The following is a 24,697-nucleotide window of genomic DNA, read 5'->3' on the forward strand; positions in this document are numbered from 1 at the left end:
CAGAGGCTGGAATCCGCGCCTTATTGCCCCGCCTACGCCGCGATTCCTAACTAACCAACAGCACAAGGGGGTTCCCAAGGCATGAACAAGCAGGATCTGATCAGCACGGTTGCTGAAAGCAGCGGCCTCAGCAAGAATGACGCGACCAAGGCTGTCGAAGGCGTATTCGACGCCATCACTGGCGCGTTGAAGAAGGGCGATGAAGTCCGTCTCGTCGGTTTCGGCACCTTTTCGGTTTCGCAGCGCAAGGCGTCGACCGGTCGCAATCCGCGCACTGGCGAAACCATGACCATCAAGGCCTCGGCCCAGCCGAAATTCAAGGCCGGCAAGGGCCTGAAGGATTCGGTCAACTAAGGGCAAGGGCGTCCGTTTTGGCGGACGCCCGCTCTGGCTGACTTTGCCGGCGTCGCGGTCGGAAAGCCATTAGGAGAGAGAGGCGGATTGGCAGGGCATACCTGTCCTTCGCCCAGAGCCGAAAGCGCAAGGGGTAAAGGCGGAAACGCCTTTACCCCTTTTCCTTGTCGTGTGTCTCGACGCGGGCTGATGCGGACGTTAGGGATGCCGTCATGACGGTATGGACTAGGATGGTGTGGACCGCTCCTGCCCTGGCATTGGCAGCGTGCGGTGGAGGCAATTTCCGACCGGTCAGCGACCATCCGGTGCGGATCGGCCCGCCCTATAAGGTGCGAGGCGTCACTTATGTCCCCGCTGCCGATCCGCAGTATGACATGCTGGGCTATGCAAGCTGGTATGGGTCGGAATCGGGCAATCGCACTGCCAATGGCGAACGCTTCCACGCCAAGTGGATCACGGGCGCGCATGTCACCCTGCCGCTGCCCAGCTATGTTGAAGTCACGTCCCTCGATACCGGGCGCACCATTGTGGTGCGGGTCAACGATCGCGGGCCGTTCGCCGGTCGCGGCCGGATCATCGACCTGTCACGCGGCGCGGCCGATGAACTGGGTATTCGTGCCCGAGGACACGCGGCTGTGCGCGTGCGACTGGTGAACCCGTCCGAAAAGGACCGCGCGAAATTGCGCAAGGGAAAGCCGGCGCGTGAGCGGCCCCGTGTATCTGAAACCACGCTCGCAAATTTGCGGGCGCAGCTGGCAGCGGGAATGGGCCAATGAATTCTTCTGGCGGTGATTTGTCGGCTTGACGGGCAGGGGCGGGCCGCATATGTGCCCTGTCTCTCGGGGCCGCTGGCCCCTGTGGCGATCGTAGCTCAGTTGGTTAGAGCGCCGGTTTGTGGTACCGGAGGTCGCGGGTTCGGATCCCGTCGATCGCCCCATTTGGCTTCATTTCTACAGCCTTTGGGCTTCGCTTTCGCGCTGTTCCCGCCTATAGGGCGGCGATGACTGATGCGCGCGACACGGGCCTGACCCTTGATCCCAAATATGACCGCGATGGACTGATCACCGCCGTCGTGACGGATGCAAGGAGCGGCGAGGTGCTGATGGTCGCGCACATGAATGGGCAGGCTTTGGCGCTGACCGTGGAGACGCGCCTCGCCCATTTCTGGTCGCGCAGCCGGCAGTCGCTCTGGAAGAAGGGCGAGACATCCGGTCACATGCTGGAGGTATGCGATATCCGCATCGATTGCGATCAGGACGCTGTCTGGGTGAAGGCAATTCCAGCCGGGCCGACATGCCACACAGGCGCACGCTCCTGTTTTTTCCGTCGCGTCGGGTCCGAAGGCCTAAGCCCGGTCGATGCGGCGGATTAGCCTGACGCTCTTTCTCCTGTTGCTCGGTTGCCAGCGCAGTCCTGCCAATCAGGATGCTCCGCCCGTCGTGTCGGGCGGAGCGGCATCCCGGCTGGAACAGGCGGCGATAGCCAGCGGGACGATTGCCGACCCCGCCAAGATATCGCCTGTCGGCCTCTTCCAGCGCAATCACGAGGCTGGCCGAGACGCATTGTGCGTCATACCTGCACGCAATGGCGAGCTGCATTTTGGCCTGGAAGCGATTTTCGGTGAGGAACCTGCCTGTCGAGGGCAGGGAACGGCGCGGCGGGCTGGCGACAAGCTGATCCTCAGTTTCAAGGGTGGCGATCGCTGTATCATCGTCGCGCAATATGATGGCGACCAGGTGGCGCTCCCCGGCGTCGTCGATCTGGCTTGTGCTGATTTGTGCGAAGGGCGCGGTTCGCTGGAAGGGGTGAGCTTTCCGCGCATCGCCAGCGATGCGGCAAGCGCGCTCCGCGCGCGCGCGCGGTCGGGCGATCCGCTCTGTACCGCCTAGTGGCCGATATAGCGTCCAGGGCGATGATTGACGAACAGCACGGCGTTGATCGCTCCGGCGGATAATATGGACAGGGCGAACCGGTCGGCGCTCAGGATCGGCAGGGATGCGAGCAGGATCAGCACATCGCACCCCATTTGCGTGCGGCCGGCGTTCCAGCCGCGCGACTTTTGCAGGATCAGCGCCACCACTCCGATACCGCCGACGCCGGCGCCGTGCCGGGCGATCGCCAATATGCCAAAACCGATGATTGATCCGCCGAACAGGGCTGCAAAGACCGGGCTGATCTTCGCCACCTGCAACGCGTCGGGCATCGTCAGGCCCAGCGCCATGATGGCGATGTTGGCAAACAACGTCTTGAGCCCGAACGCAAGCCCCATCGCTCTGCCGCCAAACAGGAAGAAAGGAATATTGACCAGGATGAACAATGTCGCGGGCGACCAGGGGATCAGATAGGAAATGAGCAATGCGACGCCTGCCATGCCCCCCGTCACCAGACCTGCTTGCTTCAGCAGCATGAGCCCCATGGCGATGAAAGCGCAGCCAATCGCTATGGCATAGCCATCTTCCGCAAGATTATGGGGACGGGCCGGCGGGTGAAGAGCAGGCAGGGCGGGCGGCATGCAAGGGGTCCATTCATTGGAAAAAGCCCTCGTCATCCTCTCCCGCGATAGGATCCATGCTCTGGCCACCCAAGGGCGGCCGGAGCACGATCATTCCGCTGCTTATTGTGCGCGCCGCTGTGCCACGAAGCCGCCAGAGTGCGCAAGATGCCGCAGCTATTTGCAGCGGCATGCACGCCGACTGCGGCGAACGCTTTTGTGCGGCGCTACCGTTTCGGTCACATAGGTGGTCGTCGTCGTGGTTGTCGTTGCCGGCTGGACCGTGACGGTCGTCACGATGGGAGCAGGATAATAATAGCCGCCCGACACATAGCCACCCGCCATCGGTGCGCCACCCCAATGCGGCGCGCCTTCATAAGGCGGCGGCGGATAATCGACACCTGCGCCCCGTACATCGCCTTCGAATCGGCCATCATAGGTTCCTGAAACCGTCCGTCCGTCGTCAGTTGTCCAGGTACCGGTCCAGCGGCCTTCATATTCGTTGGAACTGGTCACGGCATCATCGGCATAGCCATAGCCGTCGTCATAGCTGACGCCGGGCCGAGGCGAGGGCGCATCCCGCCGATCGTCTTCGGCCTTGTCGATCGCCATACCAGCCACCGCCCCGACGCCAGCGCCGATCACCGTGCCGGCCGTGCGATTGCCGCGTCCCGCGATGCGGTTGCCCGCGACGCCGCCCACGACCGCGCCGATCGCTGCGCCGCCCACGCCATTATCGCGACGATCATCGGCATAGTCGCCATAACCGCCCTCGTAACGGTCCCAGTCGATATCTGACCGATAGTCATGGACCCGCCCGTACCGGTCGGTCATGACCGCATCATCATAATAACGCGACCAACCATAGCCGGGCGCGGGGGCAGGCAGCCCATAGGCGGGGTAATTGGCGATATAATAGTTGGGGCTGACCCAGTAGCGCGGCAGGATGTAGCCGCGCACGGGGCGCCGATAGCCGTTCCAGCCGCCCGGTGCGCCCCATCCAGCGTACCACCGGCCTTGCTGGCGCGGACCCCAGCGGTGCATGTTACTATGCGCAACGCCGGGACGGACGCCATGCGCCCCGCCACGACCGTTCGCCGATGCAGGCGCCGCTACCCCGGTCATCGCCAGGGCCGTGCCGATCAGGGCAAGGTTCAACATCCGCATGGATCAGTCTCCCGATGGTCTTGAGCGGGCACGAGGCGCGCCGCAGAAATGCTAACGCGCTGTTTAGCATGATGATCCGCCGCAATCCACGGATCATGGCGTTATACGCTGTCCTGAAACGGGGCAGATGTAGAGGGTCAGGCGATGCGCGCGGCAATCATCGTCGCCAATCCTTCAAGTCCTGCGGCGTCCTCGGCGTCGAAGCGGGCAGCGCGCGGGCTATCGAGATCAATCACCCCCACGAGCGCGCCATCATGGATGACCGGCACGACGACCTCCGACGCGCTGGCCGCATCGCAGGCGATATGTCCGGGAAAGGCGTGAACATCCTCGACCAGCTGGGTTTCGCGCGTGGCAGCCGCCGCGCCGCATACCCCGCGACCAACCGGGATGCGGATGCAGGCCGGCTTGCCCTGAAAAGGACCAAGCACCAGCTCATCCCCGATCAGCCGATAGAAGCCCGCCCAGTTGAGGTCGGGCAGGAACTGCCATAAGAGCGCGGATATATTGGCCATATTGGCCATAGCGTCCGGCTCGTCGCGCGTGAGCGCGTCTGCGGCGGAGACGAGATCGGCGTAGAGCGCGGCTTTGTCAGCCTGGGCGGTTGGGGCAAAATCGAACATGCGGCTTCTATAGGGACGCCTGGCTGCCGGTTCCAGAGGGGAGGGCCCGTCTGGCGCAGCCGGTCAAATCAAGATATGCCCTTATTCGCGCGATATGGCGCGCGTCCGGCCTGCTATCGTCGGCCAATATGCCCGCAGCGCGGTAATCTGTCCGATCGATAATGCCGATCCGATATTTCCGACAAAGGGTATCCACGCGCTGTTTGTCCAGCTTGGACAGATCCATGAATATGGGGCGGTGCACCATGTTGGGGGGGACGCGAACAATGTCCTGCGCAAAGACGCCGCCCCGCGGGTCCAGCAACAGGATGTCCACAGGCAGAGCAGCAGCATGGGCATGGAGGCGCGCGTAGGGGGTGACGAAGCGTGCGACCATCACGCCTTGCGCCGCGACTGTAGCCATCGACACCATGACCGCCAACCAGATCGGGCGCAGGCTGGCTGGCGACGGATAAAGTTTGTTCCAACCCAATCCGGCGAGCAGGCAAAAGGGGCCGATATAGCCATGCAGATAGCGATAGCCCCAGCCCAGTCCCTGATGCACGGTCAGCAGCATCCCAATGGCGCACCCGCCAGTCAGTCCGATAAATAGCAGCGCCCGTCGGTCTTGTGCGTCCTGACGGAGGCTTCGCCACGCACCTTTCATTCCGATGAGCGCGAGCGGGACGAGCAGCGCATTATTCCAGGCGAAAAACCGCGTGAGATAGAGGAGCGGCTGAAGGCTGGCCAATCGTGGGGACAAGGAGACGCCTTTGGCGGCGCCAGCGGTGATGGAAAGGTCTAGCCGATCGACCAGCAGCAGGGGGTATAGCTTCATCCAGACAATCAGGAAAATGGCGTAGCTCACCGCATAGAGGGCAGAAAGCGCCCACCGTCTGCGCCAAAGCAGTGTCGCCAATATGGGGCCAGCGAACAGGACGTGAAACTGCACCTTATGGAGGGACAGGGCAAAGAACCCAACCAAAAGCGCAGCGCCATGCGTGCAGGTCCTGTCACGAATGAACAGCGCGAGCCAGACCATGTTCAGCGCAAAATGCGCGGTCATTGCGTACGCGGTCATCGCCGTGAACAACAACTGGCAGGACGAGAAAGCGAGCAGCATGACGGCAGTGCGAATGTCAGGCCGATCGGGAAAAAGAATGCGCGACACGTCCCACAGCATCAGCAGCCCAAGCCCCAACAATAGCGGCTGGGTGAGGGCGGGGTCCGCAAATTGTGATACCAGCGCCTCAATCGCTGCTGAACCGGGTAGATATAGGGAAATCCAGTATCGGTCGCCGCCCATGGGGTTGAGGAAGTCGGGTGACATGGCGTCAGCATAAGCGCGCCATTCCGGCGGGATCGGCATGGCAAGCTGACCATGGGCCAGGGCTGCTGCGCTCATGCGCGCCAAGGCTTCGTCACGTGACAGGGAATAGCCGGACATCAGCCAGTGATGGCCCGCCCAGGCGATGGCCATGACGGCGACGATGGCGACGCCGATTTGCCAGTTCCTTATCTCGGGCGGCGATCCGGGATTGCCAGCCTGCCCCTTCAGTAAGGATAGGAAGCCGATCAGAAACGCCGCGACCGGAGCATCCTGAGTCAGGAAGACATACTGCTCAAACCGCAGACCATTGGCGAAGATCATCGTCGCCATGCCGGCAAGGAGCCAGACCGACGCACCGATGGCGAACCACCGTAGCATTGCTTGCGCAGCATATTGCTCGCCCGATTGGTGGCCTTTCACGATGCCGGCCCGCACGGTCATTGCGATCCCCCTTTCGCAGATGATGGCCTAATATGGTTAACAGCGCGTCAGTCCATTTGTATCTTACCGCGCCCTTGCTTGACGGAACTACGCGCTTTCTTTGCGTCGACGCGGCGGGCCTTGGCGGCCTTGCCGGGTTTGGTGGCGATGCGGCGGGCGTCGCGTTGATGGGCTTTGGCGATCAGGTCGGCGAGCCGGTCGCGGGCGTCCTGCCGGTTGGCTTCCTGGGTGCGGAAGCGGTTGGCCTGGATCAGGATTTCGTTGGCAGCGGTGAGGCGCGATCCAGCCAGTTCCTTGATTTTGCGATAGGCATGGGGGGGAAGGCCAAGGCGGAAGAGGTTGACGCGCAGTTGCACCGCCGTCGCGACCTTGTTCACATTCTGGCCGCCCGGTCCCCCGCCGGTGACGAAGCGCTCCTCCAGCGCCTCTTCGGGCACGTCAAAGTCCGGCATCGTCCAGATGTTCCGGGCCAAAGCCAGCGGCGGCAAAGGTTTGCGGCAGTGGCGCGGTCGCCTCGGCAGCAGGCTTGTCGCCGCGCGGGACGCTGAGGAATCGGCTGTGGAGCAGCATAGGCCCTTCGCCATTGCCATAGACCGGATCGCCCATGATGCCAAAGCCAAGCCCGTGCTGGGCATGAACGCGGATTTGGTGGGTGCGGCCGGTTTCCGGGGTGAAGGCAACCAGCGCGCGTCCGTCGCGCTCGGCAAGCTTGCGCCAATGGGTGACGGCGGCCTTGCCCGCCTTGGCCGCGATCATGCGCCAGCCCTGCGTCGGCGTGCTGACCTTCTTCAGCGAAAGGGCGATCGTCCCTTCGGTCTCCGCCGGGACGCCATCGAGCACGGCGATATAGCGTTTCGTCACGGTGCCTGCTTCGAACGCGGCGGCGAAGCGCTTGTGCGCCTTGGGATTGCGGGCGAGCAGCAGGCAGCCGCTGGTATCCCGGTCCAGCCGGTGGACGGCCAGCGGCCAGCGCTGGAAACCGAAGGTCAGGGACGCCAGATGATTTTCCAGACTCATCGACCCGTCGCGCGGCGCATCGACCGGCAGGCCGGCGGGCTTGTCGAGGATCAGCGCCTCGCCATCAAGGAACAGGACATGGTCGGTCAACAGGGGCAAGGGGTATCATCCTAACGGGAACAGGGGGCGATTGACGCGCGCGCGCCATCCTATAGGGCGGGGCGGCGATGGAAAACAGGGGGCATGACGCGGCGACAGCGCAATTTCGGCTGGACTGGGTCGATGTGGCGCGCGGCATCGGCATCATTGCGGTGGTGGCGGGGCATATATGGACGCGCGGCCCGGTGCGCGATGCGCTCTACAGCTTCCACATGCCGCTTTTCTTCCTGCTGTCGGGCCTGTTGTCGCGGCCACGCCCCATCGGTGCCTTCACCCGGCGGCAGATCGTCAGCCAGATGCGGCCCTATGCCGCCTTCCTGATAGTGCTGCTCTTCGCCGACCAGATCATTGAGCCGATGAAGGGCAATGTGCCCATCTATCGCGACTGGCCGCGGGATATGGGTCCCATATTGCTGGGCGGAACATGGCTGGGCGGGCCGTTCATCATCTTCTGGTTCGTGCCCTGCCTGATGACGGCGCGGATCGCATTCAACGTCGCCTTCAACCGCTGGCCCGATCCGCTCGACCGACGATGGGGGTTGTTGCTCGTGCCGCTGGCGCTGCTGGCCTATGGGCTGGGCTGGCTGTTCGATGTGTCTCCGTTGGGCCTGCTGACCGTGCCAATGGCCATATTGTTGCTCTGGGCCGGCGCGGCATGGCCGCATGTCCGCTGGCGCAATGGCCTGATCCTGCCCCTGGGGCTGCTGGCGACGGCGGGGCTGTCGGGCCTGTTCCCGACGCTCAACATGAAGGTCGCCGATTATGGTTGGCCGCTGCTGTCGATCGGCGCGGCGGTGGCGACATCCCTGCTGCTGTTCCGCCTGTCGGCGCGGATCGCGCGCCTTGCCTGGCCGCTGAGGCAGTTCGGCCGCGCCTCGCTGGTGATCATGTATCTGCATGGCGCGCTGATCCATTATTGCGGTCCTTCCCTGTCCAAGGCCTGGCTTTTCCTTCTCGCTCTCGTCCTGCCCCTTCTTGCCTGGCACCTGGTGCGGCTGACGCCGCTGCGGCGCGTTTTCCTCTAGCGCTTCAGTGAAGATGGCGCAGCTTGTCGGGGTTGCGCATGACATAGATGGTGCTGATCCGCCCATCCTCGATCGCGAGCGCGGTGGTCTGGATTTCGCCATCGGCCTCTCGCGTGACGAAGCCGGGCAGGCCGTTGATCCGGCAGGTGCGCAAAAGCGTCGACCCATATTTGCCGAACAGCACGCCCAGCGCCTTGTGCACCTGCATGACCTGCGCGAAGCCCAGCGCGGGGCGGATGGTCGCCGGGCGCTTGCCGCCGCCGTCGCTGTGCAGGCTGACGTCCTGCGCCAGCATTGCGCCGAGCGCTCCCATGTCGCCGCTGCGCGAAGCAGTAAAGAAGGCGTTGGCGATCTCCAGCCCGCGCGCCGCGTCCATGCGATAGCGGGGGCGGGCGGCGCGGACATGGCCTCGCGCCCGCGCGGCGAGTTGCCGGCAGGCGGCGGTATCCCGGCCAATCGTGGCGGCTACCTCCTCAAAGCCCAGGCCGAAAACGTCGTGCAGCAGGAAGGCGGCGCGCTCCAGTGGAGACAGTCGCTCGAGCGCCAGCATCAGCGGCAGGGTGATGTCATCGCGGTCCTCATCCCCGTCCTCCACCAGCGGTTCGGGGAGCCAGGGGCCGACATATGTTTCGCGCCGCACCCGCGCGGATTTGAGGTGATCGAGGCACAGGCGGGTGACGATGCGGCGGAGGAAGGCTTCGGGTTCGCGCACCGCGTCATGGTCCGCGCCCATCCAGCGCAGGAAGGCGTCCTGCACCACATCCTCGGCGTCCGCCACGGAACCGAGCATGCGATAGGCGATGCGGGTGAGGCGGGGACGCAGCGGGGCGAAGCGCGCCGCAGCGTCCGTCTGCGTCCCCTGCGCCATCAGGCCGCCGCCTTGACCTGCGCCGCGTCGCGTGCCTTGGTCGCGGGGGTTTCGATCCACATGCCAAAGCCGACCGCGAGCCGGTTCCAGCCGTTGATGACGTTGATCGCCAGCGTCAATTGCACCTGTTCCTCCTCGCTGAACTCCCATTTTAGCGCTTCATGGGCGGCCTGCACCTCGGGTGCTTCGGACAGGCGCGTCATCGCTTCCGTCCAGCCCAGCGCGGCGCGTTCCCGATCGGTATAGCAAGGGGCGTCGCGCCAGGCGGAGAGGAGAAAGAGCCGCTGTTCGCTTTCCCCCTGCGCGCGGGCGTCGGCGCTATGCATGTTGAGGCAGTTGGCGCACTGGTTGATCTGCGACGCGCGGATCTTGACCAGTTCGACAAGCGCGGGTTCCAGTGCTTCGGCAACGGCGGTGCTGGCGGCGTACCAGGCCTTCATTTGCTGGGGCGCGGCGGTGAAGGGATCGAGCTTGGCAGTCATGATGCAGTCCTTTCGCTTGGGGTGTGCAATCATGACGAGACGGCGGCGAGGGATGTGACATGCCGCTGTGTTTTTTGCACCCGATGGGCCATGTGGACAGCAAGGCGAAGTTCACACGGTTTCGCCTGTTTTGGGCCGGAAGCGACCACGAAGCGACACCGAAGCGACCGCGAAGCGACCACAAGGCGACACCTGAGCGACGGGGGGCTTTGCCCGCCCCGGGCCGCGCAGGCAGGCATGTGCGGGTGGTGAAGCGCGGCGTCATCAACCAGTGTAGATCAGACGAAATCCTATTTTGGAAGAGATATGTGAGCGGGCAAAGCTGGCCCGCTTTGCGCACCAAAAAGGGGCTGGCGCATGTCCGGTGCGCCAGCCCCTGTGGTTTTTCCTTCGCGAGATCCGAAGGCCATGCGGTCGCGACAAACGTTGCCGCGCGGTCAGCCGTGCAGTTTGATCGCGGTTTCGGCTATCCGGCGGCCCTGATAGCGCGCCCCATCCAGTTCTTCTTCGCTGGGCTGGCGGCTGCCGTCGCTGTCGGCCAGAGTGGTCGCGCCATAGGGCGATCCGCCGCGCACCTTGTCCACGCCCATCTGGCCCTGGAAACCATAGTCGAGGCCGACGATGGTCATGCCGAAATGCATGAGGTTGGTGATGATCGAGAAGAGTGTGACTTCCTGTCCGCCATGCTGGCTGGCCGTCGAAGTGAACGCGCCGCCGACTTTGCCATTGAGCGCGCCGCGCGCCCACAGGCCGCCGGCCTGGTCGAGGAAGGCCGCCATCTGGCTCGACATGCGGCCAAAGCGCGTGCCGGTGCCCACGATGATTGCGTCATAGTCAGCCAGTTCGTTGACCGTGGCGACCGGCGCGTCCTGATCCAGTTTGAAATGGGCGTTCTTCGCGACGTCGAGCGGCGCGGTTTCGGGCACGCGCTTGATATCGACCTGCGCGCCGGCGGATGCTGCGCCTTCGGCCACGGCCTTCGCCATGGTTTCGATATGGCCGTAGGATGAATAATAAAGGACCAGAACCTTTGCCATCGTCATGTCTCCTTAGCTGAAATGGTTTGCGTGAAGGGTGGCCGCCTGCGCGGGAGGGAGGAAGGCGCAGGCGGCCCGGCCCGTTCATGAGGGGGAGGGGAAAGAACGGGCCAAAGGGTTTCTAGATGCTGTCGACCAGCACGATTTCGGCATCTTCCAGTGCGGTGATGGTGATCGGACCGCCACTGGTGATTGCCGCGCCGTCGCGCGCCTCGAAAGGTTCGCCATCTATTTCGATCCGCCCGGTGGCGGGCACGAGATAGAGGTGACGACCGGGCGCGCTGTCATAGGTGATGCTGGTCCCCGCCTTGATCGTGCCGCCCAGCAGGCGGGCGTCGGCGCGGATGCGCAATGCTTCTGTGTCAGCATCATCGCCGCTCGCCAGCACGACCAGCTTGCCGGCGCGATCGCCCTTGGGGAAGGGCTTGGCGCCCCAGCTGGGCTGGCCGCCGCGGCTGCGCGGCATGATCCAGATCTGGAACAGGGTAGTGGTTTCATCCTCCAGATTATATTCGGCGTGACGGATGCCGGTGCCGGCCGACATCACCTGAACATCGCCGGCCGCCGTGCGGCCCTTGTTGCCCAGGCTGTCCTGGTGCGTGATCGCGCCGGTGCGGACATAGGTGATGATTTCCATGTCGTTGTGCGGATGAGGCGGAAAGCCGGAGCGCGGTCCGATCTCGTCATCATTCCAGACGCGGATCGCACCCCAGTGCATCCGTTCGTCGTCATAATAATCGGCGAAGGAAAAATGATGGCGCGCGTTGAGCCAGCCATGGTCGGCATGGCCCAGCGACGCGAAGGGGCGGCGTTCGATACGGCTCGCAGTGGTCGTGGTCATGGCAGATGCCTTTCATTTCAAAAGCCGGGGCTTCCGGCTTGCTTTCCGCCAATATAGCCATCAGGATCGTTTCCTGAACGAACAGCTTTGAAACGGATTGTTTCCAATGCGCCTTCCCGATTTTGAAGCCTGGGCGATGTTCGCCGCCGTGGTCGAGCATCGCAGCTTCACCGACGCGGCCAAGGCGCTGAGCGTGTCCAAGGCGACGGTGTCCAAGGCTGTGACGCGGCTGGAGGAGCATCTCGACACCAGCCTGTTCAACCGCACCAGCCGCCGCCTGGCGTTGACCGAAAGCGGCAAGCGGCTGGCCGATCATGCCCAGCGCATCCTGGCGGAGGGGCGGGCGGCCGAAGAGGCGGCGCGGGACGAGACGGCGGAATTGTCGGGCGTTGTGCGGCTGGGCGCGCCGATGACGTTCGGCCTGCTGCGCATCGCGCCTTTGGTGGCGCAGTTCACGAAAATGCATCCCCTGGTCGATATAGACCTACATCTGTCGGACGCGAAGATCGACATCGTGGAAATGGGGTTGGATGCGACGATCCGCATTGCCGACATGCCCGACAGTTCGTTGCGGGCGCGGCGGCTGGCGGACGTCAACCTGCATGTGATCGCGTCGCCCGCCTATCTTGATGCGCGGGGGCGACCGGCGCATCCAAGCGACCTGGGCGTGCATGATTGCATCTGCTATTCCAATGTGACGCCGTCTGACGTCTGGCGATTTTCGGGGCCGGGCCAGCAGGTCGTCGCCGTGCAGGTGCGCGGGCGGCTGACGATCAACAGCGGGGAGGCGATGTTGCCGGCGCTGCGCGACGGGATCGGCATTGCGCGGTTGCCCGACTTCATCGTGGGCGAGGCGCTGGCGAAGGGCGAATTGGAGGAGATATTAATCGACTGGCGTTCGCCGCCGGTCGGGCTGCATCTGGTGACGCCGCCTTCAAGGCTTCGTCCGGCCAGGGTGGATGCGCTCATCGACTTCATTGCCAGCCACCATGGCTGTTAAGGATCACCGTCAACCTTCGTAAATTTTTTCTGCTGCAAATGGCATCTCTTAGCCTCGCGGCGGCCCGATGCTGTCGTTTCGCATGTGAATCTACCTTGACTTTGCGTGGGTGGAGCGGCGCTCAACCCTTTGTAAATAGATTCGTTTCCATGCGACTCGCCGGATTCCGCCGGTTAGTCAAAAATTAACCTTTGTCCTTCAGAAGTTTTTTGGTTAATGATTTAAAGCGGAAGCCGTTCTGGTGGGGTGAACGGGACTGCGACGCAAAGGGGCATTCATATGCGCGTGCTGCTGATTGAGGACGAACCGACCACCGCCAAGGCGATCGAGCTGATGCTCACGACCGAAGGCTTCAACGTCTATACCACGGATCTGGGCGAAGAGGGTTTGGACCTCGGCAAGCTCTATGATTACGACATCATCTGCCTGGACCTGAACCTGCCGGACATGCATGGCTATGACGTGCTGAAGAAATTGCGCGCGGCCAAGGTGCAGACCCCGGTTCTGATCCTGTCGGGCATCAGCGAGATGGACAGCAAAGTGCGGTCGTTCGGCTTTGGCGCGGACGATTATGTGACCAAGCCCTTCCACCGCGAGGAACTGATCGCGCGTATTCATGCGGTCGTGCGCCGGTCCAAGGGGCACAGCCAGTCGGTCATCCGCACCGGCAAGCTGTCGGTTAATCTGGACGCCAAGACGGTGGAAGTGGACGGCAATCGCGTCCACCTGACCGGCAAGGAATATGCGATGCTGGAGCTGCTGTCGCTGCGCAAGGGCACGACGCTGACCAAGGAAATGTTCCTCAATCACCTCTATGGCGGGATGGACGAGCCGGAACTCAAGATCATCGACGTCTTCATCTGCAAGCTGCGCAAGAAGCTGGCGCTGGCCTGCGGCGGCGACAATTATATCGAGACCGTCTGGGGTCGCGGCTATGTGCTGCGCGATCCGGACGAGGTCGAGGAAACGCAGGCCAAGGTCGCCTGACGTTCAAACATTAAATACGGGTTGGAAAGGCCGGGCTCCAGCAGGAGGCCGGCCTTTTCCGTGTCTGGGGCGCGGGGGCCAGCAATCTTAACGGCTTGGTCACCTTATGCCGTGTAGCGCGGCGGTGAAGGAGTTTCCGTTTGATGGGTCAGGCAACGCATAGTCCCGAAGCAGCATGGGATGCCATTTGCCGGTCCCAAGCGGTGATCGAGTTCGACCCGTCCGGCATCGTGCTATGGGCCAATGACCGATTCCTGGCGACCATGGGCTATGCGCTAGCGGAGATACAGGGCCAGCATCATCGCATCTTCTGCGAGCCCGGCCATGGCGATACGCCGGCCTATGCCGCGTTCTGGCGCAAGCTGGGGCGGGGAGAATATGACGCGGGCGAATATCGGCGCGTGGGCAAGGGGGGCCGCCTCGTCTGGTTGCAGGCGACCTATAATCCGGTATTCCACGCTGACGGATCGATCGACCGCATCCTCAAGATCGCAACCGACAATTCGGCGGCGCACCAGTTGCGGACGGAATTGCGCAATACCGTCGATGGCCTGTCCGATATCGTCAACAGCATCGGACTGATCGCGAACCAGACCAACATGCTGGCGCTCAACGCCAGCATCGAGGCGGCGCGGGCGGGCGAGGCGGGCAAGGGCTTTGCCGTCGTTGCAGCTGAGGTCAAGAAACTGGCCGGCGACACGCGCAGCGCTACCGATCGGGCGCGGGCGATGGTTACGGCCGCGCGATAGAAGCGTCAGAAGGCCAGCGAGAGCTTGCCATAATAAAAGCCGCCGCTGATGCCATAAGGGGCATAGCTGTTGTACAGCGCAAAGCCCGACGCGCCCTGGTTCACGGCGCTGAGCTTTGTCGGATAGATGTTGAAGAGGTTGTTGGCGCCGGCCGCGAGGCGGACGCCAGCGGCCAGCTGTTGGCTATATTCCAGGTCGAATAATATCTTGGGCGCGATATGCTCATCGGGATAGAAGGTCGCGCCGTCCACGGTAACGGTCCGCGCGGCGACCTGTGTCACATCGCCATAGCGGGTCGCGCGCAGGTTGAGCGTCGCGTTTCCCTGCGTCCAGTTCAGGTTGGCGATGATCTTGCTGCGCGGCGTGCCCCTGGTGACATCGCCCTGACGCGCGCGGTCGATCAGATTTACCCCCAAGTCGGCCAGCACCTGCGGCACGTCCAGACGGGTGAAGATCGTCCTGTTGATATTGCCAGACAGGGTCACGAGCGCGCTGCCCAGTGCGCCCAGGTCCGCGCGCCAGTTGGCGACGACATCGATTCCGCGCGTGCGTGTGCTGGCTGCGTTCGAAAAGTAGAATCCGCTCTGCACCGGATTGAGCCCCCGGGTGAGCAACAACTCGCCAAGGACATTGTAGCCGCTGGCGCGCGTCGCATCGGGAAGGCCCGACAGGATGCCGCCCAGCAGGATACGATCCCGAATGCGGATCTGATAGGCGTCGATCGTCATGCTGAGCCGGGGCAGGGGCGCAAGCACCAGTCCGGCGGAGATGTTGGTCGATCGCTCGGGCCGCAGCGGTTGCGCGCCCCAGGCGATGGCGACCGGATCATCGACCTGAAGCGCACGGACCGGGGCGAGGCGGGTGGTGGTTTCCCCGGGGAACAGCACGCCGATCGTACTGGACGAGGCGTAATAGCGTTGCTGGAGCGTTGGCGCGCGGAAGCCTGTGCTGACAGTGCCGCGCAGGGCGATGCCGCGCAGGGGTTCGATCCGGGTCGAGATTTTCCATGTGTTGGTGGTGCCGAAGTCGGAATAATCCTCATGCCGGGCGGCCAGCGCGACCTCCACACCCTGCGCGACCTTCTGTTCCAGGTTGAGATAGGCCGACCAGTTGTGGCGGCGATACCGGCCCGCGCTGTCGGGGGTGAAGCCGGTGACGCCCTGCGCGCCCGGCGTGCGCGTCGCGCCGGCGAAGGGCGCGCCGGGGGGCGAACGATAGCCGCCATCGGCATGGGAAGCAGGGTCGCCAGCCGCGATGCGATAGCGATTTTCGCGATATTCCGCGCCGATCGCGAGCAGCAGCGGTTCGGCAAGGCCCAGCGGCACGTCGCGTTGCACGTCGATATTGCTGGTCCATTCGGTGGCTGTCACGGCCCCAAGGAAGAAGCGGGTCGGGCTGGTCGGCCCGAATGAAACGTTGAGCGACTGTTCGGAATAGCGTCCTTCATTGCGGGCATAGCTGGTGCTGAGGTCATAGCGGAAGCCGGCGGGGCCATCACCGCGCAGGCCGCCGGTCACCTGGCTGTCGCGATCCTGGATGGAAAGATGGGGGATATAGCCTTCAGGATAGATGTCCGGGATGGTGAGGATGGAGTTGGGTGGACGGTAGGTCAGATAGGCGTCGGCACGGCGGCGCGACCAGGTGCCGTGGCTGTACAGTTCCGATGCGCCCAGCGGCATGACGGCATGATAGGCCAGATTGACGCCGGACACCTGTGGCTGGCCCGGCTTGTTGCGCATCCGGTCGGCGGTGGCTTCACGGGGGTCGCCGGGGAAATAGAGGCTGGAGGTAATCGGGCCGCCCCGGACGGTGCGGCCCTGAAGAACCCCGTCGGCGGCGAGGTGGATCGTGCCGCGCCCGATCGCAAAGCCCTTGTCGACCTGAAAGCGGCCCTGTTCGCCGCCGCCGTTCCAAGTTCCGCCGCCCACGATCGACGCGCCGCCCCGCCTGTCGTCCTTGAGCAGGATATTGACGACGCCGGCGATTGCGTCCGATCCATAATGCGCCGACGCGCCGTCGCGCAGCACCTCGATCCGTTCGATCATGTTGGACGGGATGAGGTCGAGGTCGGGGGGCGACTGGCCATTTTGCGTCGTGCCGTTGATGAACAGGGTCGCGCTGTTGTGCCGCCGCTTGCCGTTGACCAGCACGAGCAACTGGTCACCGGCAAGCCCGCGCAGCGACAATGTCTTGATCGCGAAACTCGCGCCCGCGCCGCTGTTGGATACGGATATGGCGGGGACCAGCGCGCCGAGCAGGTCGCGGACCGACTGCCGGCCATTCGCCTCCATGGCGTGCGCCGAAAGGATGTCGATGGGCACCATGCTGTCGGCGACGGTTCGGGTGACAAGGCGTGTGCCGGTGACGATGATCGGTGTGACGTCCGTGACCGGACCGGACGCTGGCGCAGAAGCGGCCTGGGCGAGCTGAAAGGATAGCGGGCTTTGCCGCGCGGTGGCGCGAGACGGCGCGGCAAGCGCGACCACCCCTGCGCTGGTCTGGGTCATGCGCAACTGCGTGCCGGCGAGCAGTTTTTGCAGCGCCTGCCCCGTCGTCATCCATCCTTCGACCCGGCGGCTGCGGATGGCCGATACTTCCTCATAAGGGAAGAGGATGCGCACGCCGGTTTGCGAGGATAGTTGACGCAGCGCGCCGCTGAGCGGCTGGACATGAATGTCGAAGCGGTGCCGCTGATCCAATATCCTGTCCGGCGGCGGATTGGCCCGTGTCGGCAGCGTCGAACAGCATAGCAGCATAAGCCCGGCCAGGGCTTGAACGAGGCGCATGGCCAATCCCCCTTGTCGCCCGCCCCGTCGCGCGGTCATCAAGGAGAAACGGACTGCGCCGACCGACCCGCCATGGCGGCGGAGCAGACCGCCGTGCGATATTTACAGGCGGGGCAGGGTGACGCCCTGTTGTCCCATATATTTGCCCGCGCGGTCGGCATAGCTGACTTCGCATGGTTCGTTGCCCTGGAGGAACAGGAACTGGCACGCGCCTTCATTGGCGTAGATTTTCGCCGGCAGCGGCGTCGTATTGGAAAATTCCAGCGTCACATGCCCTTCCCAGCCGGGTTCCAGCGGGGTCACGTTCACAATGATGCCGCACCGCGCATAAGTGGATTTGCCAAGGCAGATCACCAGCACGTCGCGCGGCACGCGGAAATATTCGACCGTGCGGGCGAGCGCGAAGCTGTTGGGCGGGATGATGCAGCAATCGGTCTTGCGATCGACGAAATTCTTGGGGTCGAAATCCTTGGGATCGACGATCGTGCTGTCGACATTGGTGAAAATCTTGAATTCGTCGGCCACACGCGCGTCATAGCCGTAGGAGGACAGGCCGTAGCTGATGCTGCCCTCGCGCTTCTGGCTTTCGACGAACGGTTCGATCATGCCGGTCGAAAGCGCCCGTTCGCGTATCCATTTGTCGGAAAGAATGGCCATGTCTGTCAGCTCTTTTTGGCAGGGGCGATGCCCAGGTCCATGGGACCAAAGGCATGGGGAAGGAGATCGGGCAGGGTGAGCGCGAGCACGCGGTCGCCACTGGGCGTCGCGCAATGGATGACGAGCGGGCGGCCGGCCATTTGTTCGGCTTCGTTCATCACCTGCCGGCAGCGGCCGCAGGGGGTGACCAGCGCTTCCTGTTCACTGTCCATCGCGCCGCCCACCACCGCGATGGCGGCGACATCGGCAAAGCGTCCCTGCGCGTTGACGGTAGCGAGCGCGACCGTTTCGGCGCAGAGCGACAGGCCGTAGCTCGCATTTTCGAAATTGCAGCCGGTGACGATGCTGCCATCGGTCAGGCGCACTGCCGCCCCGACGGCAAAGCGGCTATAGGGCGCATGGGCATGGGCCATCGCTCCGCGTGCGGCGGCGATCAAAGCCTGCGTTTCGGAATCATCACCCATTATCGCGCCACCACATTCCATCGCACCGGACCATCGACGCCGTCGATATGCCGCAAGTCGGTGGCTGTCCACATCACCCAAGGCCGGCTGGCATAATCGGGCGGGAAGAAATTGCCGTCCAGCCACAAGGTGCGATTGATGCCCGACCCGATATCATAGGCGTCGTCGAAATCTTCGGTCACGTTGAGGAGCGCCGGCTTGCCCGCCTGCCCCTCCACCAGGTTGATGAGCGTGTTGAGGTTGGAGAGCAGCAGGTCGCGACCCGGCCGCTCGGCGCATCCCGGCGCGAAGGCAAGGCGGATGACCGGGGGCAGGGCGGCATTGTCGCGCGGCACTGTTGTCATGAAGCCGGTCGCCTGGTCGATCGGGCTGCGGCAGGCGCTATATTCGATCATCGCGCCATAGCGCATGCCCGCCGCGCGCGCGCCGCGCCAGTTTGTGGCGAAGGCCGGATCACGCCCGTCCTGTGCCCGCACCGCGCGGATATAGGCGAAGTCCGCCCCTTGCGCGGCGAGTGTGCCCCAATCGACCGGGCCATCGGTCGACCCGATCGTCACGCCCTGCACCGGATATTCGTCCCGACCCGGCGCCCAGGCGCGGGCATAGAGCCACAATGCCAGCGCCAGCATCGCGATCAGCGCCAGTCCCGCCCCGATGCGGACCAGCATGCCCCCGAACGTCAAACCCCTGATCCCACTACCCCTTGATATGCAGCACGCAAATCAGCGTAAACAGCCGCCGCGCTGTGTCGAAATCGACCTTGATCTTGCCCTCCAGCCGCTCGATCAGCATGTCGGCGGCATCATTGTGGATGGCGCGGCGCGCCATGTCGACTGTTTCGATCTGCTGGGGCGATGCGTTGCTGATCGCCTGATAATAGCTGTCGCAAATGGCGAAATAATCGCGGATCGGGCGGCGAAACCGACCGAGGCTCAGGATGATGGCCTCAAGCGGGCTGTCGTCCTGCCGGTTGATTTCGATGACCAGCCGCCCCTCCTCGACCCGCAGCACGACCTTGTAAGGGCCGGCATAGCCGTCAGGATGGGCACGCTGGGGCGCGAAATGATTATCCTCCAGCAGGTCGAAGATCGCGATGCGCCGTTCCTGCTCCACATCGGCATTGCGCCACAGGATCGTGCGCTCGTCGAGCTTGATGTCTATGATGCGCGGATCGGCCATATGCGAGCGCATAGTCAGTGCGGCGGCGCGCGCTCAAATGCAAGCGGGACTTATCCACAACTGCGTCCCCATGGCCCCTTGCGCCCGTCGCGCGGTGAGAGGAAAGAGGGGCTATGGTCGAACTGCTGAAAATCAATCCCGCCGACAATGGCGGCGCCGAACTGCCGCGCAATGTGGAGGCTGAGGCTGCCTTGCTGGGCGCCATCATGATCGACAATCGCATAGCCGAGGATGTGCAGCTCAAGCTCAAGGCCGAACATTTTTTCGAGCCGCTGCACGGGCGCATTTATGACGCGATCATGCGCCTGCTGGACAAGGACATGGTCGCCAATCCGGTAACGCTCAAACCCATGCTGGAACAGGATCCGGCATTGAAGGAGCTGGGCGGCGCGGCCTATCTGGCGCAACTGACCGGCAATGGCGCGGCGCTGATCGGCGCGCGCGACTTCGCCAGCCAGATTTACGACCTGGCGCTGTTGCGGGAATTGGTGAGCGTCGGGCGCGAACTGGTTGAAAACGCGCTGGATACCAGCGAGGACGTCAACCCGCGCGAGCAGATCGAAGCGGCCGAGGTCGCTTTGTACAAGGTGTCGGAAGGCGAGGGCGAGACCGGATCGGTCAAGAGCTTCCTGATGGCGTCGACCATGGCGGTTCAGGTGGCAGAGCGCGCGCTCAACAGCGGCGGGCATGTGTCTGGGATCACGACCGGGATCAACAGCCTCAACGCCAAGATCGGTGGTCTGCACAATTCCGACCTCATGATCCTGGCCGGGCGACCGGGCATGGGCAAGACGTCGCTGGCAACCAACATCGCCTATAATGCCGCGTCGCGATGGGTGCGCGACAATGCCGACGGCATTCCGCCCGAAAAGAATATGGGGGCCAAGACTGCGTTTTTCAGCCTGGAAATGTCGGCCGATCAGCTGGCGACCCGCGTTCTGGCCGAACAGTCGGGCATTTCGGGCGAAGCGCTGCGCATGGGCAAGATCAGCCGCGCGGATTTCCAGAATCTGTCGCGCGCGGCGCGCGAGTTGCAGGAATTGCCGTTATTCATCGACGATACGCCGGGCCTGACCATCGCAGCGCTGCGCACGCGCGCGCGGCGGTTGAAGCGGCGGCACGACATCGGGTTTATCGTGGTCGATTATCTTCAGCTGCTACAGGGCACGGGCCGGGGCGACGGCAACCGCGTCAACGAGATTTCGGAAATCTCGCGCGGATTGAAGACGTTGGCGAAGGAATTGCATGTGCCGGTGCTGGCGCTTTCCCAGCTCAGCCGCGCGGTCGAACAGCGCGAGGACAAGCGCCCGCAGCTGTCCGACCTGCGCGAATCCGGATCGATCGAGCAGGATGCGGACATGGTGTGGTTCGTGTTCCGCGAGGATTATTACGAGGCCGCCAAGGAACCCAAGCCCGACGACGAGGCCGCCTATGCCGCGTGGAAGGAAAATATGGAGCGCATCTACGGCCTGGCCGAGGTGATCGTCGCCAAGCAGCGCCATGGCTCGACCGGCCGCATCCGCATGAAGTTCGACGCGAAGATCACGCGCTTCTCCGACATTGCCGATGATGGCTATCAGGACATGAGCTACGAGTGAAGCCGGATTGCCCTAAATCCGTTCGTTTCGAGCGAAGTCGAGAAACCTAAAGCAGGCGTTTGGCCGCTTCTCGACTTCGCTCGAAGCGAACGGAAAGAGCTTAGGCCCCCTTCGCCGCCTTGGCCCGCGCCGCGACGCGCTGTTCCAGCATCGACAAAGGCATCGCGCCTTCCTCAAGAATGGCGTGGAACTGCTTGATATCGAAGGCATCGCCCAGTTCGGCCTGGGCGGCCGCACGCGCCTTGGTCCACACGCCATGGCCGACCTTGTAACTGGTCGCCTGGCCCGGCTGGGTGCAATAACGTTCGACTTCGCGCTGGCAGCGGGGGCGGGCAAAGCCGGTCTTTTCCACCATATAGTCCGTCGCCTTTTCCCGGCTCCACCGTTTGGCGTGGATGCCGGTGTCGACCACCAGCCGCGCCGCGCGGAACAGGAAGGACTGAAGATAGCCGGCGCGATCGAGCGGCGTAGCATAGCCGCCTAGTTCATCGGCCAGCTGTTCGGCATAGAGCGCCCACCCTTCGGTATAGGCGCTCATGAAGGCGGTCTTGCGCAGCATCGGAATGTCGCCGGCGGTCTGCGCGGTGGAAATCTGAAGATGATGCCCCGGCACCCCTTCATGATAGGTCAGCGCGGGCAGGCCATATTTGGGCCAATCGCCCAGATCCTTGAGGTTGATGAAATAGATGGCCGGGCGCGACCCGTCGAGCGCCGCGCGGTTATAATAGCCGTTGGAGGCGCCATCCTGAATTTCCACCGGCACCGCGCGGATTTCCAGCTTCGTGTCGGGAATGGTCGTGAAGGCCTGCGGCAGTTTCGCCTTCATCGCGTCGAGGTCGCGGTTGAGCTGTGCCAGCAGGGCGGCGCGCCCATCCGTGCTGTCGGCATAAAGCTGTGACGGTTCGACGTTGAGCTTCGCCAGCCGCTCGCCCACGGTGCCGCTGCTATAGCCGGCGTCTTTCAGAATGCCGTCCAGTTGCGCGCTGATATCGGCGACCTGCTCCAGACCCATGGCGTGAATCTGGTCTGCGCTAAGATCGGTTGTCGTGGCCTGCTTGAGCGCGGCGGCATAGATTTCATCGCCGCGCGGCGTGCGCCAGACGCCATCGCCCGCCGCGGTCTTGCCCTTGAGCGCCTCGATCGCGGCGATCTGCTCATCGAGCGCGGGATAGATCGCTTTTTCCACGACTCCGGTGGCCTGCGCCTGCCAGTCGCCGCTGATGCCCTTGGCGGACGCGCGCTTGACCAGCGACTGCACCATCGAGCTTTGCGCAGCAGGCTGGCCGCGCAGTTTCTTCAACTGGCCGAGCGTCAGGTCCAGCGACCATGCCGGAGCAAGATAGCCGCGCGCGGCTTCGTCCCGCTGAAGCGCGGTGTCGGTCCGCAGGTTGCGCGCGAAGGCGTCCAGCCGGGCGACATAGGCATCGCAATCGGCGCTGTCGTTGATGGTGTGCGCGGTGTTGAGGAAATCGGGCACCCGGAAATAGCTGCCGCCCTGCTGGAAGATGCGATAGGGCCGCTGCACGCTGTTGAGGCCGAACGTGCCCGGCGCGACTGTCTGCTGCCCCAGCGAATAGAGGATGACGTCGAGGTTCAGGCGCTGCGCGTCGGACAGGTTCGCGCCTTGGAAACCCTCCAGTCCCCTGATCGCCGCCTGCGTCGCCGCCAGGTCCTTCATCATGCCCGACTTGCTGTTGTCGTCGAGCTGGCTCTTCGCGCCGGCGCGGGCGCCCTTGTCGAGGCCCAGGCTGGTGACGAACATGGGCGAGCGGTCGAGCGCGCGCTCGAAAATCGCGGCAAAGGCGGCGGAGAGGCGGGCGTCGTCGCCATTGCCGGACATGCCGGCCGCCTGCGCAAAGACGCGGGGCGTGGCGGCGGCCAGGGCGGAGGCTCCGGCGGTGGAGAGAAACAGGCGGCGGTCCATGACGTGGCGACTCCCTAATGTCGATAGGGCTGTGTTATCGCCATGCCACGGCCCGCCGTCCAGTCCGTTATATTTCAATGGGATCAGGCCGCACCCTGAACCTTATCCTGCGTTTTCGTGTCGAAATCGCTGGCGTCATGGCGTTCGTGCAGTTGCTCCTCCAGCGGGCCGTTCGCCTTATTCACCATGCGGCCGCGCTTGACGGCGGGGCGGGCGTCAATCTGCTTGGCCCAGCGCACCACATTCTTGTAGCTTGCGACGTCCAGAAACTCCCCGGCGTCATAGGCGCGGCCCAGCACCAGTCCGCCATACCAGGGCCAGATGGCGATATCGGCAATGCTGTAATCGTCGCCCGCCATATAGTCATTGTCCGCCAGATGCCGGTCAAGCACGTCCAACTGGCGCTTCACCTCCATCGTGTAGCGATTGATCGGATATTCGTATTTTTCCGGCGCATAGGCGTAAAAATGGCCAAAGCCGCCGCCCAGCAGCGGACCGGCGCCCATCTGCCAGAACAGCCAGCTGAGCGCGGCAGTGCGCGCGGCGGGGTCTGTCGGCAGGAACTTGCCGAACTTTTCAGCGAGATAGAGCAGGATCGCGCCGGATTCGAACACCCTCTGCGGCGGAGAGACACTATGGTCCATGAGCGCCGGGATCTTGCTGTTGGGATTGACGGCGACGAAGCCGCTGGAAAACTGGTCGCCATCGCCGATCTTGATAAGCCAGGCGTCATAGTCCGCCGCGCTGACGCCGGCCTCCAGCAACTCCTCCAGCATGATCGCGGCCTTCTGGCCATTGGGCGTTGCGAGCGAATAGAGTTGCAGCTTGTGCTTACCTACCGGCAGGTCCTTGTCATGAGTGGGACCGGCGATCGGGCGGTTGATACTAGCAAATTGACCGCCGCTGGCCTTGTCCCAGGTCCAGACCTTGGGCAGGGTATAGGGGGTATCGCTCATCGAAAATTCCTTCTGACGCCGAAAGATGGGCGACAGGTAAGAAGCGGCGGGGGAGGCGGCAAGGCGTCCATCCGCCGCCATGGTCGCCCTGGCGCAGGACGGTCGATAAATTTTGTTCCGCGCGCCATAAAAAAGCTGTGCAATGCCCCTTGACGCTCGGCCCGCGCAGGCCATATTCGCGTCGCTAGCACTCGACATCGAAGAGTGCTAACACAGGAAAGTTCATCGGGAGAAGGACCGGCGCGACGGATCAGCGGGCCTCTGGGCTTCGCCACCGCCGCTATCCCCTCCCATCGCCAAGGGAAAGGCACTTAACATGGCATTTCGTCCGTTGCACGACCGTGTTCTCGTTCGCCGCGTAGAAGCGGAAGAGAAGACTGCTGGTGGCATCATCATCCCCGACACCGCCAAGGAAAAGCCGCAGGAAGGCGAAATCGTGTCCGTCGGCACCGGTTCCAAGGCCGAAGACGGCAAGGTCACGCCGCTGGACGTCAAGACCGGCGACCGCATCCTGTTCGGCAAATGGTCAGGCACCGAAGTCAAGGTCGATGGCGAAGACCTGCTCATCATGAAGGAAAGCGACATTCTGGGCGTCATCGCCTGATCGCATCCCGCTTTTCCTAATATTCCCACTCATTCGAAA

27 protein-coding genes and 1 tRNA gene are annotated in these 24,697 nt (G+C 63.6%); 11 read left to right on the top strand and 17 right to left on the bottom strand.

Going from position 1 to position 24,697, the window contains the following annotated elements; genetic code table 11:
* Positions 1-81 precede the first annotated feature (81 nt).
* From LL253_RS04095 to LL253_RS04115, 5 genes are all read left to right on the top strand, one after another.
* On the top strand, positions 82-354 hold the full coding sequence (locus LL253_RS04095; RefSeq protein ID WP_009821372.1) for an HU family DNA-binding protein: 273 nt from the start codon (positions 82-84) through the stop codon (positions 352-354).
* A 212-nt stretch (positions 355-566) separates the two neighbouring features.
* Complete coding sequence (locus tag LL253_RS04100; RefSeq protein ID WP_228220349.1) at positions 567-1,130, top strand: septal ring lytic transglycosylase RlpA family protein; 564 nt, start codon at positions 567-569, stop codon at positions 1,128-1,130.
* 84 nt (positions 1,131-1,214) lie between these two features.
* Positions 1,215-1,291 (top strand) — tRNA-His (locus tag LL253_RS04105).
* Positions 1,292-1,354: 63 nt separating this feature from the next.
* On the top strand, positions 1,355-1,726 hold the full coding sequence (gene hisI, locus LL253_RS04110; protein ID WP_009821374.1) for a phosphoribosyl-AMP cyclohydrolase: 372 nt from the start codon (positions 1,355-1,357) through the stop codon (positions 1,724-1,726).
* A complete protein-coding gene (locus LL253_RS04115) occupies positions 1,713-2,243 on the top strand; it encodes a hypothetical protein (RefSeq protein WP_228226295.1) in 531 nt (176 codons plus the stop codon). The genes hisI and LL253_RS04115 overlap by 14 nt, the downstream gene beginning before the upstream one ends.
* Here LL253_RS04115 and LL253_RS04120 read toward each other — a convergent pair.
* From LL253_RS04120 to LL253_RS04145, 6 genes are all read right to left on the bottom strand, one after another.
* Positions 2,240-2,866 (bottom strand): YitT family protein, encoded by a 627-nt coding sequence (locus tag LL253_RS04120; protein WP_228226296.1) that lies wholly within the window; start codon positions 2,864-2,866, stop codon positions 2,240-2,242. The two genes, LL253_RS04115 and LL253_RS04120, sit on opposite strands and share 4 nt — an antisense overlap.
* Positions 2,867-3,022: 156 nt before the next feature.
* Positions 3,023-4,012, bottom strand: a complete 990-nt coding sequence (locus tag LL253_RS04125; protein ID WP_228226297.1) for an RcnB family protein — start codon at positions 4,010-4,012, stop codon at positions 3,023-3,025.
* A 137-nt stretch (positions 4,013-4,149) separates the two neighbouring features.
* Positions 4,150-4,635 (bottom strand): GAF domain-containing protein, encoded by a 486-nt coding sequence (locus tag LL253_RS04130; protein WP_228226298.1) that lies wholly within the window; start codon positions 4,633-4,635, stop codon positions 4,150-4,152.
* A 7-nt stretch (positions 4,636-4,642) separates the two neighbouring features.
* A complete protein-coding gene (locus LL253_RS04135; RefSeq protein WP_228226299.1) occupies positions 4,643-6,385 on the bottom strand; it encodes an MFS transporter in 1,743 nt (580 codons plus the stop codon).
* 47 nt (positions 6,386-6,432) lie between these two features.
* A complete protein-coding gene (arfB, locus tag LL253_RS04140; RefSeq protein WP_009821380.1) occupies positions 6,433-6,837 on the bottom strand; it encodes an alternative ribosome rescue aminoacyl-tRNA hydrolase ArfB in 405 nt (134 codons plus the stop codon).
* Entirely contained in the window at positions 6,824-7,501 is a 678-nt protein-coding gene (locus LL253_RS04145; RefSeq protein WP_009821381.1) for an RluA family pseudouridine synthase, read from the bottom strand. Before LL253_RS04145 ends, arfB begins: the two co-directional genes overlap by 14 nt.
* Before the next feature lie 68 nt (positions 7,502-7,569).
* Here LL253_RS04145 and LL253_RS04150 point away from each other — a divergent pair, with 68 nt between their 5' ends.
* A complete protein-coding gene (locus LL253_RS04150) occupies positions 7,570-8,526 on the top strand; it encodes an acyltransferase family protein (RefSeq protein ID WP_228226300.1) in 957 nt (318 codons plus the stop codon).
* Positions 8,527-8,530: 4 nt separating this feature from the next.
* On the opposite strand, the gene LL253_RS04155 is transcribed toward LL253_RS04150, so the two are convergent.
* From LL253_RS04155 to LL253_RS04170, 4 genes are all read right to left on the bottom strand, one after another.
* Positions 8,531-9,394 (bottom strand): sigma-70 family RNA polymerase sigma factor, encoded by an 864-nt coding sequence (locus LL253_RS04155; RefSeq protein WP_228226301.1) that lies wholly within the window; start codon positions 9,392-9,394, stop codon positions 8,531-8,533.
* The gene (locus LL253_RS04160; protein ID WP_228226302.1) at positions 9,394-9,876 is read right to left on the bottom strand and encodes a carboxymuconolactone decarboxylase family protein; all 483 of its coding nucleotides are present in this window, start codon (positions 9,874-9,876) and stop codon (positions 9,394-9,396) included. The genes LL253_RS04155 and LL253_RS04160 overlap by 1 nt, the downstream gene beginning before the upstream one ends.
* A 437-nt stretch (positions 9,877-10,313) precedes the next feature.
* Entirely contained in the window at positions 10,314-10,913 is a 600-nt protein-coding gene (gene wrbA / locus LL253_RS04165; protein ID WP_228226303.1) for an NAD(P)H:quinone oxidoreductase, read from the bottom strand.
* Positions 10,914-11,034: 121 nt separating this feature from the next.
* A complete protein-coding gene (locus LL253_RS04170) occupies positions 11,035-11,754 on the bottom strand; it encodes a pirin family protein (RefSeq protein WP_009821387.1) in 720 nt (239 codons plus the stop codon).
* Between the two features lie 106 nt (positions 11,755-11,860).
* On the opposite strand from LL253_RS04170, the gene LL253_RS04175 reads away from it, so the two are divergent.
* The 3 genes from LL253_RS04175 to LL253_RS19905 all read left to right on the top strand — a co-directional run bounded on the left by LL253_RS04175 (position 11,861) and on the right by LL253_RS19905 (position 14,490).
* A complete protein-coding gene (locus tag LL253_RS04175) occupies positions 11,861-12,754 on the top strand; it encodes a LysR family transcriptional regulator (protein WP_228226304.1) in 894 nt (297 codons plus the stop codon).
* Between the two features lie 279 nt (positions 12,755-13,033).
* Positions 13,034-13,741 (top strand): response regulator transcription factor CtrA, encoded by a 708-nt coding sequence (gene ctrA / locus LL253_RS04180; RefSeq protein ID WP_009821390.1) that lies wholly within the window; start codon positions 13,034-13,036, stop codon positions 13,739-13,741.
* A gap of 143 nt (positions 13,742-13,884) precedes the next feature.
* Positions 13,885-14,490, top strand: coding sequence for a methyl-accepting chemotaxis protein (locus tag LL253_RS19905; RefSeq protein ID WP_323133402.1), 606 nt, complete (start codon positions 13,885-13,887; stop codon positions 14,488-14,490).
* A gap of 5 nt (positions 14,491-14,495) precedes the next feature.
* Here LL253_RS19905 and LL253_RS04190 read toward each other — a convergent pair whose 3' ends face one another.
* From LL253_RS04190 to LL253_RS04210, 5 genes are all read right to left on the bottom strand, one after another.
* A complete protein-coding gene (locus LL253_RS04190; RefSeq protein ID WP_228226305.1) occupies positions 14,496-17,276 on the bottom strand; it encodes a TonB-dependent receptor plug domain-containing protein in 2,781 nt (926 codons plus the stop codon).
* 102 nt (positions 17,277-17,378) lie between these two features.
* Positions 17,379-17,933 (bottom strand): dCTP deaminase, encoded by a 555-nt coding sequence (gene dcd / locus LL253_RS04195; RefSeq protein WP_009821393.1) that lies wholly within the window; start codon positions 17,931-17,933, stop codon positions 17,379-17,381.
* A 5-nt stretch (positions 17,934-17,938) separates the two neighbouring features.
* Positions 17,939-18,397: a cytidine deaminase gene (locus LL253_RS04200; RefSeq protein WP_228220333.1), complete on the bottom strand. Its 459-nt coding sequence runs from the start codon at positions 18,395-18,397 to the stop codon at positions 17,939-17,941.
* Positions 18,397-19,065 (bottom strand): GH25 family lysozyme, encoded by a 669-nt coding sequence (locus LL253_RS04205; RefSeq protein ID WP_228226306.1) that lies wholly within the window; start codon positions 19,063-19,065, stop codon positions 18,397-18,399. The genes LL253_RS04200 and LL253_RS04205 overlap by 1 nt, the downstream gene beginning before the upstream one ends.
* A gap of 28 nt (positions 19,066-19,093) precedes the next feature.
* Entirely contained in the window at positions 19,094-19,576 is a 483-nt protein-coding gene (locus tag LL253_RS04210) for a UPF0262 family protein (protein ID WP_009821396.1), read from the bottom strand.
* A gap of 113 nt (positions 19,577-19,689) precedes the next feature.
* Here LL253_RS04210 and LL253_RS04215 point away from each other — a divergent pair, with 113 nt between their 5' ends.
* A complete protein-coding gene (locus LL253_RS04215; RefSeq protein ID WP_021228315.1) occupies positions 19,690-21,174 on the top strand; it encodes a replicative DNA helicase in 1,485 nt (494 codons plus the stop codon).
* 100 nt (positions 21,175-21,274) lie between these two features.
* On the opposite strand, the gene LL253_RS04220 is transcribed toward LL253_RS04215, so the two are convergent.
* Together LL253_RS04220 and yghU are read right to left on the bottom strand one after the other, a co-directional pair.
* Positions 21,275-23,098: a DUF885 domain-containing protein gene (locus LL253_RS04220; protein WP_228226307.1), complete on the bottom strand. Its 1,824-nt coding sequence runs from the start codon at positions 23,096-23,098 to the stop codon at positions 21,275-21,277.
* Between the two features lie 83 nt (positions 23,099-23,181).
* Positions 23,182-24,054, bottom strand: a complete 873-nt coding sequence (yghU, locus tag LL253_RS04225) for a glutathione-dependent disulfide-bond oxidoreductase (protein ID WP_228226308.1) — start codon at positions 24,052-24,054, stop codon at positions 23,182-23,184.
* Between the two features lie 316 nt (positions 24,055-24,370).
* Here yghU and groES point away from each other — a divergent pair, with 316 nt between their 5' ends.
* Positions 24,371-24,658, top strand: a complete 288-nt coding sequence (gene groES, locus LL253_RS04230; RefSeq protein WP_009821400.1) for a co-chaperone GroES — start codon at positions 24,371-24,373, stop codon at positions 24,656-24,658.
* Positions 24,659-24,697: the final 39 nt, after the last annotated feature.

Origin of the sequence: Sphingobium soli (genome assembly GCF_020782245.1) — a bacterium.
Taxonomy (GTDB): domain Bacteria; phylum Pseudomonadota; class Alphaproteobacteria; order Sphingomonadales; family Sphingomonadaceae; genus Sphingobium; species Sphingobium soli.

Bases quoted from the DNA above. Each gene is read 5' to 3' on its own strand.
- LL253_RS04205 (WP_228226306.1), bottom strand. From the start codon at position 19,065: ATGCTGGTCCGCATCGGGGCGGGACTGGCGCTGATCGCGATGCTGGCG.
- LL253_RS04160 (WP_228226302.1), bottom strand. From the start codon at position 9,876: ATGACTGCCAAGCTCGATCCCTTCACCGCCGCGCCCCAGCAAATGAAG.
- LL253_RS04220 (WP_228226307.1), bottom strand. From the start codon at position 23,098: ATGGACCGCCGCCTGTTTCTCTCCACCGCCGGAGCCTCCGCCCTGGCC.
- LL253_RS04130 (WP_228226298.1), bottom strand. From the start codon at position 4,635: ATGTTCGATTTTGCCCCAACCGCCCAGGCTGACAAAGCCGCGCTCTAC.
- LL253_RS04210 (WP_009821396.1), bottom strand. From the start codon at position 19,576: ATGGCCGATCCGCGCATCATAGACATCAAGCTCGACGAGCGCACGATC.
- LL253_RS04120 (WP_228226296.1), bottom strand. From the start codon at position 2,866: ATGCCGCCCGCCCTGCCTGCTCTTCACCCGCCGGCCCGTCCCCATAAT.
- LL253_RS19905 (WP_323133402.1), top strand. From the start codon at position 13,885: ATGGGTCAGGCAACGCATAGTCCCGAAGCAGCATGGGATGCCATTTGC.
- yghU (WP_228226308.1), bottom strand. From the start codon at position 24,054: ATGAGCGATACCCCCTATACCCTGCCCAAGGTCTGGACCTGGGACAAG.
- hisI (WP_009821374.1), top strand. From the start codon at position 1,355: ATGACTGATGCGCGCGACACGGGCCTGACCCTTGATCCCAAATATGAC.
- LL253_RS04125 (WP_228226297.1), bottom strand. From the start codon at position 4,012: ATGCGGATGTTGAACCTTGCCCTGATCGGCACGGCCCTGGCGATGACC.
- LL253_RS04135 (WP_228226299.1), bottom strand. From the start codon at position 6,385: ATGACCGTGCGGGCCGGCATCGTGAAAGGCCACCAATCGGGCGAGCAA.
- LL253_RS04155 (WP_228226301.1), bottom strand. From the start codon at position 9,394: ATGGCGCAGGGGACGCAGACGGACGCTGCGGCGCGCTTCGCCCCGCTG.
- arfB (WP_009821380.1), bottom strand. From the start codon at position 6,837: ATGCCGGACTTTGACGTGCCCGAAGAGGCGCTGGAGGAGCGCTTCGTC.
- LL253_RS04115 (WP_228226295.1), top strand. From the start codon at position 1,713: ATGCGGCGGATTAGCCTGACGCTCTTTCTCCTGTTGCTCGGTTGCCAG.
- LL253_RS04095 (WP_009821372.1), top strand. From the start codon at position 82: ATGAACAAGCAGGATCTGATCAGCACGGTTGCTGAAAGCAGCGGCCTC.
- groES (WP_009821400.1), top strand. From the start codon at position 24,371: ATGGCATTTCGTCCGTTGCACGACCGTGTTCTCGTTCGCCGCGTAGAA.
- LL253_RS04170 (WP_009821387.1), bottom strand. From the start codon at position 11,754: ATGACCACGACCACTGCGAGCCGTATCGAACGCCGCCCCTTCGCGTCG.
- LL253_RS04215 (WP_021228315.1), top strand. From the start codon at position 19,690: ATGGTCGAACTGCTGAAAATCAATCCCGCCGACAATGGCGGCGCCGAA.
- dcd (WP_009821393.1), bottom strand. From the start codon at position 17,933: ATGGCCATTCTTTCCGACAAATGGATACGCGAACGGGCGCTTTCGACC.
- LL253_RS04100 (WP_228220349.1), top strand. From the start codon at position 567: ATGACGGTATGGACTAGGATGGTGTGGACCGCTCCTGCCCTGGCATTG.
- LL253_RS04200 (WP_228220333.1), bottom strand. From the start codon at position 18,397: ATGGGTGATGATTCCGAAACGCAGGCTTTGATCGCCGCCGCACGCGGA.
- LL253_RS04150 (WP_228226300.1), top strand. From the start codon at position 7,570: ATGGAAAACAGGGGGCATGACGCGGCGACAGCGCAATTTCGGCTGGAC.
- wrbA (WP_228226303.1), bottom strand. From the start codon at position 10,913: ATGGCAAAGGTTCTGGTCCTTTATTATTCATCCTACGGCCATATCGAA.
- ctrA (WP_009821390.1), top strand. From the start codon at position 13,034: ATGCGCGTGCTGCTGATTGAGGACGAACCGACCACCGCCAAGGCGATC.
- LL253_RS04175 (WP_228226304.1), top strand. From the start codon at position 11,861: ATGCGCCTTCCCGATTTTGAAGCCTGGGCGATGTTCGCCGCCGTGGTC.
- LL253_RS04190 (WP_228226305.1), bottom strand. From the start codon at position 17,276: ATGCGCCTCGTTCAAGCCCTGGCCGGGCTTATGCTGCTATGCTGTTCG.